The 12,531-nt window shown below is 51.5% G+C and carries 15 protein-coding genes; 7 read left to right on the forward strand and 8 right to left on the reverse strand.

Annotated features, from left to right (window positions below; genetic code table 11):
• The first annotated feature begins 11 nt into the window (after positions 1–11).
• Complete coding sequence (locus BLW29_RS23165; RefSeq protein WP_090984032.1) at positions 12–1,127, forward strand: GerAB/ArcD/ProY family transporter; 1,116 nt, start codon at positions 12–14, stop codon at positions 1,125–1,127.
• Here the strand turns inward: BLW29_RS23165 and BLW29_RS23170 are convergent.
• Together BLW29_RS23170 and BLW29_RS23175 are read right to left on the reverse strand one after the other, a co-directional pair.
• Positions 1,089–1,373 carry a YczF family membrane protein gene (locus BLW29_RS23170; protein ID WP_090984034.1) on the reverse strand — a complete coding sequence of 95 codons (285 nt, stop codon included), beginning with the start codon at positions 1,371–1,373 and terminating at the stop codon, positions 1,089–1,091. The genes BLW29_RS23165 and BLW29_RS23170 overlap by 39 nt on opposite strands.
• A gap of 108 nt (positions 1,374–1,481) precedes the next feature.
• Positions 1,482–2,012 carry an SRPBCC family protein gene (locus BLW29_RS23175; RefSeq protein WP_090984036.1) on the reverse strand — a complete coding sequence of 177 codons (531 nt, stop codon included), beginning with the start codon at positions 2,010–2,012 and terminating at the stop codon, positions 1,482–1,484.
• Between the two features lie 185 nt (positions 2,013–2,197).
• On the opposite strand from BLW29_RS23175, the gene BLW29_RS23180 reads away from it, so the two are divergent.
• The 3 genes from BLW29_RS23180 (at position 2,198) to BLW29_RS23190 (ending at position 3,336) form a co-directional block, all read left to right on the forward strand.
• A complete protein-coding gene (locus tag BLW29_RS23180; RefSeq protein ID WP_256208827.1) occupies positions 2,198–2,686 on the forward strand; it encodes a peptide ABC transporter substrate-binding protein in 489 nt (162 codons plus the stop codon).
• 108 nt (positions 2,687–2,794) lie between these two features.
• A complete protein-coding gene (locus tag BLW29_RS23185; protein ID WP_090984041.1) occupies positions 2,795–3,076 on the forward strand; it encodes a hypothetical protein in 282 nt (93 codons plus the stop codon).
• Between the two features lie 71 nt (positions 3,077–3,147).
• Positions 3,148–3,336 (forward strand): hypothetical protein, encoded by a 189-nt coding sequence (locus BLW29_RS23190; RefSeq protein ID WP_090984043.1) that lies wholly within the window; start codon positions 3,148–3,150, stop codon positions 3,334–3,336.
• Positions 3,337–3,431: 95 nt separating this feature from the next.
• On the opposite strand, the gene BLW29_RS23195 is transcribed toward BLW29_RS23190, so the two are convergent.
• Positions 3,432–4,127 (reverse strand): polysaccharide deacetylase family protein, encoded by a 696-nt coding sequence (locus tag BLW29_RS23195; protein ID WP_090984045.1) that lies wholly within the window; start codon positions 4,125–4,127, stop codon positions 3,432–3,434.
• A 100-nt stretch (positions 4,128–4,227) separates the two neighbouring features.
• Between BLW29_RS23195 and BLW29_RS23200 the strand changes: the two genes are divergently transcribed.
• A complete protein-coding gene (locus BLW29_RS23200) occupies positions 4,228–5,973 on the forward strand; it encodes an ABC transporter ATP-binding protein (protein ID WP_090984047.1) in 1,746 nt (581 codons plus the stop codon).
• Between the two features lie 82 nt (positions 5,974–6,055).
• A complete protein-coding gene (locus BLW29_RS23205) occupies positions 6,056–7,879 on the forward strand; it encodes an ABC transporter ATP-binding protein (RefSeq protein ID WP_090984190.1) in 1,824 nt (607 codons plus the stop codon).
• A gap of 60 nt (positions 7,880–7,939) precedes the next feature.
• Here the strand turns inward: BLW29_RS23205 and gdhA are convergent, their stop codons facing one another.
• The 5 genes from gdhA to BLW29_RS23230 all read right to left on the reverse strand — a co-directional run bounded on the left by gdhA (position 7,940) and on the right by BLW29_RS23230 (position 11,653).
• On the reverse strand, positions 7,940–9,316 hold the full coding sequence (gdhA, locus tag BLW29_RS23210) for an NADP-specific glutamate dehydrogenase (RefSeq protein ID WP_090984050.1): 1,377 nt from the start codon (positions 9,314–9,316) through the stop codon (positions 7,940–7,942).
• Between the two features lie 202 nt (positions 9,317–9,518).
• The gene (locus BLW29_RS23215) at positions 9,519–9,746 is read right to left on the reverse strand and encodes a hypothetical protein (protein ID WP_143044452.1); all 228 of its coding nucleotides are present in this window, start codon (positions 9,744–9,746) and stop codon (positions 9,519–9,521) included.
• A 120-nt stretch (positions 9,747–9,866) separates the two neighbouring features.
• Positions 9,867–10,160, reverse strand: coding sequence for a transporter (locus BLW29_RS23220; protein ID WP_090984054.1), 294 nt, complete (start codon positions 10,158–10,160; stop codon positions 9,867–9,869).
• Between the two features lie 45 nt (positions 10,161–10,205).
• Complete coding sequence (locus tag BLW29_RS23225) at positions 10,206–10,541, reverse strand: hypothetical protein (RefSeq protein ID WP_090984056.1); 336 nt, start codon at positions 10,539–10,541, stop codon at positions 10,206–10,208.
• A 128-nt stretch (positions 10,542–10,669) separates the two neighbouring features.
• Entirely contained in the window at positions 10,670–11,653 is a 984-nt protein-coding gene (locus BLW29_RS23230) for a diaminopimelate dehydrogenase (RefSeq protein WP_090984058.1), read from the reverse strand.
• Positions 11,654–11,787: 134 nt separating this feature from the next.
• On the opposite strand from BLW29_RS23230, the gene BLW29_RS23235 reads away from it, so the two are divergent.
• The gene (locus tag BLW29_RS23235; RefSeq protein ID WP_177186784.1) at positions 11,788–12,531 is read left to right on the forward strand and encodes an ABC transporter transmembrane domain-containing protein; all 744 of its coding nucleotides are present in this window, start codon (positions 11,788–11,790) and stop codon (positions 12,529–12,531) included.

The following is a 12,531-nucleotide window of genomic DNA, read 5'->3' on the forward strand; positions in this document are numbered from 1 at the left end:
GGAATGGCAGCATGAAGAGCCGGGTGGTTTACATTGGGCCGCTGCATTTGTTTGCATGGATTACCTTATTCGAGCTGGGAACAGCCGTCGTCATTCAGATGGGGATGGAAGCGAAGCAGGATGCCTGGATTGTCATTGTGCTCGGCTGTCTGTGCGGCGTTGCCCTGTTTGCCGGGGTGTTCGGCACGCTGTATAGACTGTATCCCGACCTTCCCCTGACAGGGTACATCCGTCAAATTATCGGCCCTGTTCCAGGTTGGATACTGGGCTTCGCGTACCTGCTGTATTTCATCTATATTTCCGGGCGCGATGTGAGAGACTTTGCCGATTTGTTATCCGCTGCCGCTTATGATGTCACACCGCTGTTCGCGCTTTCGTTGGTCATGCTGATCGCGACCGGGTATACGATTCGTCTGGGAGTCGAGGTGTTTGGCAGAACAACCTTTGTTTTCTTCATGATCTGCTGTTTCATGTTTCTGTTCATCATCGTCTTGGTGATGTTCTCGGATTTGTCGGATGGCAAGCGGCTGCTCCCGGTGCTTGGCGAAGGATGGACCCCCGTCTGGAAAGCCTTGTTCCCCACGAACATCACGTTTCCATTCGGCGAGATGATTGTCATGACGATGTTCCTGCCTTACCTGAACAAGAAATATAAAGCGGTCAAGATCGGTACCGGCGCGATGGTGTTCAGCGCGATACTGCTCTGCATTGCGACTTACGTGAATACGTCCGTGCTGGGTACTGAAATCGCTTCGCGAGCGACCTTTCCTTTGTTTACTTCCTTGAGCAGACTAAGGTTGTCTGAAATTGTGCAGCGAATGGATTCGATTGTGCTCTTCTTATTTATCATCACCAGCTTCGTCAAAATCGGCACCTTCATGTTTGCCGCGATCTTGGCCGCCGGCGATTTGTTTCGGATTGCGGATCACAAGACACTCATTATGCCGATTGGCTTAATTGTGCTGTTCTCATCGCTTACGATCGCTGGAAGCTTGACGGAACATCTGCAAGAAGGACTCAAGATCGTGCCGTATTACCTTCATCTGCCTCTCCAGTACGCGATTCCAACCGTACTTATGCTGATTGGCTTAATTCGGCGCAGATGGCGATCCGTCGCTTCCTCCTGACGAAGGCGGGTTGCCGGGCCCTGGCATGAGCTTGCGTACAAGAGCCATAAACGGCTTACGAATATAGAAGAAGAGGAGTGCTGCAAGCATGATTCTCTCGACCAAATCCAGCATGTTGAACGGGAATATTAAATTTCTGATCATGCGGTCCGGAGGAAGCCCTTGGAGGAGATCCATGAACAAATCCCATGCGATGATGCAGGGGAAGAGCAGGGCGAATACGGCGTAATGCTTGTTGTTCTTCATTATTAGGGCACCTTCTTTACTGTTGATGCAAGTATTATTCCCCAAATTCCATACAAAGGCCGTGACAATCGCCCATACGGGTGATAATCACGGCCCTGTTTCTGTCGATTACAAGCTTGCCAAGTAGTCGTCGAGCTTATCGAAGGTGCCGCCGAACCCTTGTTGCATGGATTCGAACATGCCTTTGTAGAATGCGTTCTCCTCAGCGGTTGCTTCGTGAGGGCCGCCTTCAAGCTTAATCGTCGTTTGGCCTTCGTTCTCGGTAAAAGTAACCATATTCAGCACTTGCAGCGGAAATTGCGGCGCGAATGGAGGGCGTTCCGTGCCGCCCTCTGGGTTAGAGAACGAGCTGAAGAAAGAAAGCTTCTCCGGTGCCGCGATTTCTTGATAAACGAATTTGCCCCACATGGATTGTCCATCGGGCGTGCTCATGGTGTAGAGGAATATGCCGCCGGGACGCAGATCAAGCTGTACCACTTCAAGATCCAGACCCTTAGGTCCCCACCAGTGCTTCAGATGCTCGGCTTCTGTAAAAACTTTAAAAACTAGCTCGCGCGGTGCGTTAAAAGTACGAGAAATGACTAATTTCCCATCCTTCGTGCTTACTTCGTTAGCGTTTACTGCTTGGTTATCGGTCATTATGATACCTCCAGAGTTAAATTTCCTGCTTTGAATATACTCTATTAGGAATATTCCTGTCAAGGAATATTCAATATCGACTCATAGATGCTGCTAAGGCGGATTATATATCATTACCCTGGCAACAATTTTACTATTCACGCCGTCTTGTATAGCAATAGAGCCGAAATGGATGTGAGGCTGGCATGCTTTTCCGAAAAATAATGTGGGTATCCTTATGCGCGATCATGCTGCTATTGAGTGCATGCGGGGAGAAGTCTGAAGTCGCTGCTCCGGATTTAGGCGAACTGTACAGCTTGGCTCTCGACGCTTATATGCCGGTTGATGAAGGCCTCAATGGCGGAATGAAATACATTGCCATTGATATGAGCAACTTGAAAGACCTCGATGGGGCAGATAAGGGACAGATTCTGGACCATTTCAAAACCTATAAGGTGGACGTGATGGAAGCGACCTATGAGCAGTTAGAGGCCAAAGGGTTATTTAATAAGAATACACTGTCGCTTGACGGAATCCTGTTGAAAGTGGATAAGGCAGAGCTTACGGAGAGGCAGCTTATAGTAGAGGGTTCCAAGTATCGTTCGGGTGACGGAGCCATTGGAATGAAAGTTGTGGTGGAATTAAAGGACGGAGAATGGCAAGTGAAGAAGGCAGACATGACATGGATCAGCTAATTGAATAGGCTCCAGCTGCGGCAAGAAGCTTAATTGGGCCAAGGCTGTATGCGAGCACGAAGCCATCTGCTATGATAGTTGCAAAACAACAGTCGGGGTGATGGATCCATGTTCGGCAATAAGAATGCGAAAACAACGGAGCCGGCGGCAGCGGACACGGCTCGGGTCGTCCCCGTATACACCGTCCATTCGCTGCCGCAGCCTTATGAAGTGCTGTGCACCGTCTACTCCGGCAGGATAAGCAACAGCTCGCCTGTGAATTTGCTGCAGCAGCTTGGCCTCGCCGGCGGGGCAGTATCGGAGTGTGATGCGGTTATCGGCATCCTGCTCACGCCAGGTCTGGCGGCTGGGACATTGAATGCTTATGGTACGGCCATTCGTTATGTGTAAGATAGAGAAAGGACCGAGCGGCTGCTGCTGCTCGGTCCTTTTTCTGCCGGTCGGGGAAGGGGACCGCGCCGATGTTGCGTAAAATGCAACATTTCATCCCGTCGAATAGCCTTAATTCACTTAATGCTGCACAAGATGCAACATTCCTAAGAGAATTAGCTGCTATGAGGCCATATTTAGGAAGAATGTTGCCATTTGTGCAACTTTTCCTGTTTGAAGCTAACTTTGCTTCAGAAATGTTGCACAATATGCAACAATGACCCGCCCGCAGCTTATGCGAAGTGCTGGAATCGTGCACCACCCCCACTTTCCCTCCCGTGCGCATGCGTGGAGCAATCCCGCTCGCTCGTCAGGGTTACTTCAGCTTCAACAGCTCACTAACCGTAACAAAGGCATACCCTTGCTCCGTTAGCGCCTGCAGGATTTCATCGGTTGCGGCGATCTCGTTCTGGTCATACATGGGATGAAGCAGCAGAATGTCTCCCGGCTTCACCTTCTCTTCCACATAGCGTACCTTATCGGCAGTCGCCGAATAGTACGTATCCGGTTCAAGGTTCCAAGTGATTGACTTCATATGATGTTTGTGCAAGTAATAAGGAAGTCCAAGCAGCTTCTTGCCGTAAGGCGGACGAAATAGGATATCTCCCTTGTAGCCGGTTTGGCGAATTAGCGCATTGGTTTTTTCGATTTCGTCCTTGATATAGGAAGGTGATTTGAAGACCATTCGGTCGTGCGAGAAGGTGTGATTCCCGATTTCATGTCCGGCTTCTACAATCTTGCGGCCTTCCTCCGGATGCTGCTCCAGCTCTCCGCCAATGAGGAAGAAGGTGGCTTTGGCTTTGTACTTGTCCAGCAGCGGCAGGAGCTGATCGACATTGCCGGTAGGGCCGTCGTCGAAGGTGATTGCGATGACCTTCTGACTCGTCTCCACTTGGCTCGTTATGCCTCCGAATACTTGAAAGGTGCGCGAGTTCATCCATTTAAGCGTGCCAAATAGAATAAGAATAAGGAGGACAAGGACAGCTGCGCTAATGATTACTATTTTCTTCATACAGGGTACCTCCGTGATTAGTTTTCGTTAACCGGGTTCCAATAGCAGGGCAATAGTAGTTACAATATAAGGAAGACAAACTGTGAGGGAGTCCTGAACGTTGAGCTTTCTAAAGCCTTATTTTCGCCAATTCGGAAAACCGTTTGCCGCAGCGATTCTATTCCTAATGCTCGAAGCGTTATGCGATCTCATGCAGCCGACGCTGATGTCGCGGATTATTGACGTTGGTGTTGCGAACCGAAATCTGGATTATGTCTTCCGTTTCGGCGGCTACATGCTGCTCATAACGGCAATTGGTGCGGCAGGAGCGACGATGCGCAACATTATCTCCAGCCATGTATCCTTGAATTTCGGCACGCGTCTGCGGTCGGACTTGTTCCGCCGGATTCAGACGTTATCGTTTGACAGCATCGACAAATTCGATCGGGCTTCTCTGGTTACAAGGCTGACGAACGATGTGACCCAGATTCAAAACTTCACGAACGGACTCATGCGTATCTTTGTCAAAGCTCCGCTGATTTGTATCGGCAGTCTCATTATGGCGATTCGATTGAATCCGCCTCTATCGCTTGTATTGGCGGTTGTCATTCCTTTCGTGGCGCTGCTCATTGTGATCAATATGCGTATTGGTTTTCCTCTGTTTGCAGGTGTGCAGCGTGCGCTCGATCGCGTTAATGGCGTGTCGCGCGAATATTTATCCGGGGTACGTGTTGTCAAAGCCTTTAATCGCGTCGATTACGAGACGGACAAGTTCGGCATGGTCAACGACAGCTATCAGGAAGCGTCGACTCGCGCGATGCGTCTGATGTCGATCTTCAGTCCAAGCATTATGCTGACCGTGAATCTCGGGATTACCGCGGTGATTTGGATCGGCGGCGTACGGGTCGACGGAGGCCACATGCAGGTTGGCCATATTATTGCATTTATTAACTACATGACGCAAATTTTGTTCTCGCTGTTGATGATATCGAGCGTGTTCACGATGTTCGTAAGAGCGAAGGCGTCGGCTGAGCGGATCGGCGAGGTATTCGCGGAGAAGGATTCGATGACGGTGAGCGATGGGGGGCAGCAGAAGGCGGTTTCCGGGCAATTCGGCGGCAAGGGGAGCATTGCGTTCAAAGGCGTATCGTTCTCGTATGCCGATTCGGATACGGTGCTTCGCGATATTACGCTGGACTGCCAACCGGGCGAGACAATTGGGATCATCGGTTCGACAGGCTCGGGCAAAAGCACGCTCGTCAATCTTATTCCGCGATTCTACGATGCTGCCTCAGGTACGGTGGAAGTGGACGGGCAGGATGTGCGGAACATCGAGCTAAAGTCGCTTCGGGAGCAAATCGCTATCGTGCCGCAGAAAGCCGTTCTGTTTTCCGGCACCATCCGGGAGAATCTACTGTGGGGCAAGGAAAATGCCAGCCATGAGGAGGTCGAGCTGGCGGCGCGGATGGCGCAGGCGCATGACTTCATTATGGATTGTCCTGAAGGCTACGATACGCTGCTAGGTCAGGGCGGGGTTAACCTCTCCGGAGGTCAGAAGCAGCGGGTTTCCATTGCCAGGGCGCTCATTCGCCAGCCGTCCATTCTGATTCTGGACGACTGCACGAGCGCCGTGGATACATCGACGGAATCTCGCATTAAGGAAGCGCTTCGCGAATATGCGCAGGGATTGACTTGCATCCTGATCGCGCAGCGTATGTCCTCTGTGATGGATGCAGACCGTATTATCGTGCTCGATAACGGGCAGATTGTGGGCTCCGGGCGACACGAAGAGCTGATGATAAGCTGCTCGGCTTATCAGGAAATCTATCGGTCGCAGACCGGCAAGGAGGCGCGTGCCAATGTCTGAACGGAATCAACGACCTGAGGGAAGTGCTCCGGCGCAGGGGCAAACGCAATCGCAGGCTCAAGCTCAGGGGTCGCCGCCGCCGATGCCTGCCGTGAACGTCCCGGGCCGAGGCGGCTTTATGGGCCGGGGACCGGTTGTGAAGCCGAAGAATTTGAAGGCGACGCTGGGCCGGCTGTGGTCGTATTTCGGCAAGGAACGAAAGCTGCTCGCGATTATCTTCGTCATCGTACTGATCGATGCCCTTATTACACTGGCTGGCCCGTATCTCATTGGCGTGGCGATTGACGCCATGTCCACAGGGAACGATGGCAGCCCGGTCGACTTCGGACTGCTTCAGATCGCGCTCATTGCGCTTGTCTCTTCTTACATCGCTGATGGTGGCCTGACCTTCCTGCAGGGGTGGCTGATGGCCGGCGTTTCCCAGCGTATCGTTGGGCGCATGCGGACCTCCTTATTCGCCAAGCTGCACAAGCTGCCGATCCGCTTCTTCGATACGCGGACACACGGGGAACTGATGAGCCGGATGTCCAATGATATCGACAATGTGAGCAATACCATCGCCCAGTCGGCGATTCAAGTGATGACGGGATCGGTAGCCATAACAGGTGCGCTCGTTATGATGCTCGTGCTCAGCCCCGTGCTGACGCTGGCGAGCTTGATTACGGTGCCGGCCGTATTCCTGCTGACGCGGACAATCGCCCGTGCAACAGGGCCTTTGTTCAAGCAGCAGCAGAGCAAGCTCGGCAAGCTGAATGGCCATATTGAAGAAACGATCTCGGGGATTCAGATCGTAAAGGCATTTAACCGCGAAGACAAGGTTATTGATGACTTCGAGGTCGTGAATGAAGAGCTGCGTGAGATTGGCATTAAAGCGCAGATTCGCTCCGGTTTCCTCATGCCGATTATGAACGTCATCAACAACGTCGGCTTCGCGGCCGTAGCCATTGTCGGCGGGATGCTGGCGGTGAATGGACATATTACGGTCGGCGTTATCGCCAGCTTCCTCAGCTACTCGCGCCAGTTTGTGCGGCCGCTCATCGAGCTTGCGAATCTGTTCAACGTACTGCAGTCCGGCGTAGCGGGGGCGGAGCGGGTATTCGAGGTGCTCGACGAAGAAGAGGAGCCGGCCGATCGTCCGGGGGCGAAGACGTTCGTCAATCCGCGCGGACATGTCGTCTTTGACAATGTGTCCTTCGGATATCGCGCCGACGTGCCGATTCTGAAGGGGATCAGCTTTGATTCCGCCGAGGGCACAAGCACGGCGCTGATCGGTCCTACAGGCGCAGGCAAAACAACAATCGTGAACCTATTAAATCGGTTCTACGATGTGACAGACGGCTCCATCCGAATTGACGGACGCGACATCCGCGATTATACGAAGAATAGTCTTCGGCAGGCGTTCGGCATTGTGCTGCAGGATACCTATCTATTCTCCGGAACGATCCGAGAGAATATCAAGTACGGGAAGCCAAGCGCAACCGATGAGGAGATGGAGCGGGCGGCTGCGCTGGCCAATGCCGCTTCGTTCATCCGAAGGCTTCCTCAGCGTTATGATACGGTGCTCGCCGAGAATGGCGGCAACCTCAGTCAAGGTCAGCGGCAGCTGCTTGCCATTGCAAGGGTCATTCTGGCCGACCCGCCGATTCTTATCCTCGACGAGGCGACTAGCAGCATCGACACCCGAACGGAGCTGCATATCCAAGATGCGCTGCGAGGCGTGCTGCATGGCCGCACCAGTTTCTTAATCGCTCACCGGCTGAATACCATCCGTGACGCCGACACCATCATGGTCATCGACCGTGGGGCGATCATGGAGAAGGGCTCCCATGAAGAGCTGCTCGAGAAGCAGGGCGTATATGCCAATATGTTTAAGAATCAGTTCGGAGCCGTGCTCGGTGAAGGTTAAATAAAAGGTCCCCAAAGTTGGTTGACGCCACTTTGGGGACCTTCTGTATTTAGGCTAAGCTTAAACGACGCCTTGAGCGATCATGGAGTCGGCTACTTTAATGAATCCGGCAATATTCGCACCATAAACCAGATTACCGGCATGTCCGTAATCTACCGATGCTTTGACGCTGTTGTCATAGATGTTTTTCATAATGCTATGCAATTTGGCGTCTACTTCTTCGAAGGTCCACGACAGTCTCATGCTGTTCTGCGCCATTTCGAGTGCAGATACAGCGACTCCGCCCGCATTTGCAGCCTTGGCCGGCCCAAACAGAACGTCGTTATTCAGAAACACATCGATGGCTTCCAACGTTGACGGCATATTAGCCCCTTCGCCAATTGCCTTCACGCCGCCATCTACTAACAGCTGTGCGGACGCCGAATCGATCTCATTCTGTGTTGCGCATGGAAGCGCGATATCACACGGAATGGACCAAATGCCATCGCAGCCCGGCGTGTAGGCAGCATGTGGATGGATTTTCACATATTCGCTGATTCGTTTGCGATCCAGCTCCTTCAACTGCTTGACGGTATCAAGGTTGATGCCTTCTGGGTCGTAGATATACCCGCCGGAGTCACTGCATGCAACCACTTTAGCGCCAAGCTGCTGTGCTTTCTCAATCGCATAGATGGAGACGTTGCCTGAACCGGATACGACTACCGTACTGGACTGGAAGCTCATGCCTTTGCTTGCAAGCATCTCGTTCACGAAATAAACGCAGCCGTAGCCGGTCGCTTCCTTACGCGCGAGGCTTCCGCCGTAGACAATGCCTTTGCCCGTTAGAACGCCTGCCTCGTTGCCGCCGCGAATACGTTTGTATTGTCCGAACATGTAGCCGATTTCCCGTGCTCCTACACCGATATCGCCTGCAGGAACATCGACTTCAGGTCCAATATACTTATAGAGCTCCGTCATAAAGCTTTGCGTAAAACGCATGATTTCACGATCGGATTTGCCTTTCGGATCGAAATCCGATCCGCCTTTGCCGCCGCCGATCGGCTGGCCGGTTAGGCTGTTCTTGAAGATCTGCTCGAAGCCCAAGAATTTGATGATGCTTGCATTTACGGACGGATGGAACCGCAGGCCACCCTTGTATGGGCCTAGTGCGCTGTTGAACTGAACGCGGAACCCGCGGTTCACGTGCACATTCCCTTTGTCATCTACCCAAGGTACACGGAAGGATACGACACGTTCAGGCTCTGTAATTCGCTCAAGAATACTATTGTCTTGATACTCCGGATGCTGAGCCAGCACAGGAACAAGGGAATCCAGAATTTCCTTCACCGCTTGGTGGAATTCAGGCTCGTGGTGGTTACGTTGAACAATTGTTTCGTATACGGATTGCACGTATTCCTCGGCCGCTGCCAATTGCTGATCAGGTATAACGGTTATCAATTTTACCAACGCTCCTTTAGATGATAAGTGCTCAAATTTGCATTTTTCTGCTGAAAGTTTGTATTTTTATACATTGTAAACGCGTGGTTATCATAATACCAATTAATAAATCTTTGTATACTGATAAAATACATTTATAGCCCAAATGTGATAAAACCTGCCATATAGTCATGGCAGGTCATATGACATCTATGCTGGAGGCCTATCTTTTACGAGGCTTCGGGCCTTTCATGGAGCGGCGGATGAGCATCGGACCAACCGCGCTTCCCACCATTGCTGCATAGAAGGAATGGAGGGGCAGCTTGATCAAATAGTACAATACGGTACCTCCAATAATATCAATGACGACGAACTTCTTGATTTCTGACATCGGCACGACCACAACGATAAACTCTTGCTTGCTCCCCATTACATAGATCCCTGCTTTCATCGTAACAATCTCCACTTGAAATTGTATTTGCAGCGAGCTTGTCAGATTCCATGACAATGAAAAACCCGGAAACTCCCGCACACGAGCAGCGAGGGCTTCCGGGCTCAGCGATCTTGCGATTCAGAAACAAGTAAAGGCATCGATTCGGTTAAGGTCTAAACCGGTGTACATCCAGAAGAAGCCGTTCCAACGAAATCCGGAAACCGAAGTCCGGCCGAGGAAGACCGGATAGAACCAGAAGCCCTGTCCGCTGCGCGGCCATATATAGGTTTGGCGGAACATACAGCGGGAGATCGCTCCCGGATCAACGGCAAGCGTTGAAGTAGTAAGGGGTTTGGGAGGAACCATTTGCGGCGGCGGTGAACTTGGGGGCTGCTGCATACCCTGAGGTCCGACCGGTGGCATAAATGCCATGCTAATCACTCCTTTGTGGTTGACTGTCCAATTCAAACTACAAGCTTAAAGCAGCGAGATGGCCAGAAGATTAAACAGAACCAGAGGCAGGATTACGTTACTGTATGTTTGCTGCTGCGGTGGGAAACCAGGGCTTGGGAAGAAACCGCGACGGGCGCCTTCATTCGACAGGCAAATGTAGAGGATACTCCTGTCACAATGGACGATATGTCCTTCGAACACATCACCGTCCATCGTTTCAACCTTAACCAGCCGGTGTGCGTGATTCGCGCACAGCTGATGAAGATGGTCTTTGACGGATTGCAGCGTGTGATGAACTTTGGAGTCGCATTGATAGATCGGCTTTAGCTCTTGTTGCACGGACTTATGTTGCGAGCTCATAATTGATAACCTCCATTTTGAACATGAATTATCCTATGCAGAGGCCTAGCTGGGCGTGAAAAAACCGCCTCCCCGAATGTGATCGAAGAGGCGGTTTATAGGAGCTGTCAGACCCTAGAGCTTAGAGATTAGAGCAGCTCGCGGCGAAGCTGTTCTGCTGATTTCGGGGAGAGGTAGCCGATTGGAAGGTCGAAGATCGTCTTCGCGCCTTTGCTGCCCTCTTGGCTTAAACGATAGCCCGCTCTCGCGCAAGCCACAAGCACGCTTGCCGTAAACTCGGGATTGCTCTCGAGCGTCAGGCCGAACTCGATAATTTGTTTCGTGCCAGTGCCGGTAATTCCACTGCGAATGACGAATCCGCCATGCGGCATGCCTTGGTGCTCAGCTTGCAGCTGCTCTTCGCTAATGAACGTCACCGTCGTGTTGTAATCCGAGAAATAGTTCGGCATGTTTACGATGGTTTGTGTAATTTCTTCTTTATCCGCGCCTTCTTCGGCAACAACGTAGCATTCGCGCAAATGTTTGTCGCGAGTCGCCAGCTCCGGAGTTTCACCCGAGCGGATTTGATCGATGACTTCTTGAACAGGCACGGTATATTGAACGCCTGCTTTGACACCTGGTACGCGGCGGATCGCATCGGAGTGACCTTGGCTTACGCCTTTGCCCCAGAACGTGAAGTCTTTACCAACCGGCAGAATCGCTTCTGCAAGAAGGCGGTTGAGGGAGAACAGACCCGGATCCCAGCCTGTCGAAATAATGCTGAGTGTACCGGCTTGCTGCGAGGCAGCGTTGACCGTTTCGTAGAACTCAGGAATCTTAGCATGGGTATCGAAGCTGTCTACCGTGTTGAACATGCTTGCAATAACAGGCGTTTGCTCCGGAAGATCGGTAGCTGAACCACCGCAGAGAATCATAACATCGATAATGCCTTTGTATTGCTCAGCTGCCGAAATATGTTCGAAGCGGACGCCTTCTCCGCCGGTCATTTGCTCAGGCTGTCTGCGCGTGAAGATCGCAGTAAGTTCCATATCGGGATTTTGAACGATTGCTTTCTCAACGCCTCTGCCGAGGTTTCCGTAGCCTACAATGCCGATTTTGATTGTTTTACTCACTTCAAATTCCTCCTAATATGGGGTATTCTGCATGTATGGATGATCTTTATTAAGTATAAAGATATTACATGGAATGTAAACTATTTCTTTTGAAAATGCTCAAGAAAGTAGTAGCTAGAGACGGAGGTAATGGATTGAGCACATCGACCAGGAGCGTTACGGGCCTGATTCGCAGACAAGGATTCCGGCAATTTTTAGAGCTTTGTAAGCGCTACAAATATTTATATCTAGCCGTTCTGGTGCTGCAGCTTGGCGGCACGGGGGCTGCGCTCCTGCTCGCGGAGCTGAGCAGAAGGATCTTCGACGGCGGCACGGAACTGACTCATGCAGAGCTTGTCCGATTAATCATCGGCATAGCCGTGATGGTCATGCTAGGCTTGTTCTTCTCGCTGGGAGCTAGAATTTGCAATCAAGTCGTAAACACCAATATTGTGTTCAGAATGAGGCAGATCATACTGCAGCAGCTAACCAATCTATCGCTGAAGTATCATGAACGCACCCACAGCGCTCACACGCAGAATATTCTCTTTAATGAGCTGGAAGTGTTCAAGCATTTTATCGTGTTTGATATGCTGCGACTGATTTCGCTGCCTGTATCCTTCATCGCTGTCGGCATCTATTTGTTTACGGTTAACCCTCTGCTCGGAGCCATCGCAGTTCTTGTAGGTCCGTTTCAGCTGCTCAGCAATCTGGTGATGCGAGGGAGATTCAAGGATCTTATTGCAGAACAACAGGCCAACGGGGGCGAAGTGTTCTTCCATATGGATGAGACGCTCTCGGGCATTCGGGAAGTCAAAATGAATCAATTAGAGCAGTCGGTATTCGCGAGGTTCGAGAAGGTGTGCAAGGAGGGTATCCGGCTCTGGGTTTCCGCCTGA

This window comes from Paenibacillus sp. CF384, from assembly GCF_900106745.1.
In the GTDB taxonomy this organism is placed as follows: domain Bacteria; phylum Bacillota; class Bacilli; order Paenibacillales; family Paenibacillaceae; genus Paenibacillus_Z.

What these genes read in the sequence shown, in the direction of transcription:
- BLW29_RS23175 (WP_090984036.1), bottom strand. Translation starts at nt 2,012, where the DNA reads ATGACCGATAACCAAGCAGTAAACGCTAACGAAGTAAGCACGAAGGAT.
- BLW29_RS23205 (WP_090984190.1), top strand. Translation starts at nt 6,056, where the DNA reads ATGCCTGCCGTGAACGTCCCGGGCCGAGGCGGCTTTATGGGCCGGGGA.
- BLW29_RS23195 (WP_090984045.1), bottom strand. Translation starts at nt 4,127, where the DNA reads ATGAAGAAAATAGTAATCATTAGCGCAGCTGTCCTTGTCCTCCTTATT.
- BLW29_RS23225 (WP_090984056.1), bottom strand. Translation starts at nt 10,541, where the DNA reads ATGAGCTCGCAACATAAGTCCGTGCAACAAGAGCTAAAGCCGATCTAT.
- BLW29_RS23170 (WP_090984034.1), bottom strand. Translation starts at nt 1,373, where the DNA reads ATGAAGAACAACAAGCATTACGCCGTATTCGCCCTGCTCTTCCCCTGC.
- BLW29_RS23165 (WP_090984032.1), top strand. Translation starts at nt 12, where the DNA reads ATGAAGAGCCGGGTGGTTTACATTGGGCCGCTGCATTTGTTTGCATGG.
- BLW29_RS23180 (WP_256208827.1), top strand. Translation starts at nt 2,198, where the DNA reads ATGCTTTTCCGAAAAATAATGTGGGTATCCTTATGCGCGATCATGCTG.
- BLW29_RS23190 (WP_090984043.1), top strand. Translation starts at nt 3,148, where the DNA reads ATGTTGCGTAAAATGCAACATTTCATCCCGTCGAATAGCCTTAATTCA.
- BLW29_RS23220 (WP_090984054.1), bottom strand. Translation starts at nt 10,160, where the DNA reads ATGGCATTTATGCCACCGGTCGGACCTCAGGGTATGCAGCAGCCCCCA.
- BLW29_RS23215 (WP_143044452.1), bottom strand. Translation starts at nt 9,746, where the DNA reads ATGAAAGCAGGGATCTATGTAATGGGGAGCAAGCAAGAGTTTATCGTT.
- BLW29_RS23185 (WP_090984041.1), top strand. Translation starts at nt 2,795, where the DNA reads ATGTTCGGCAATAAGAATGCGAAAACAACGGAGCCGGCGGCAGCGGAC.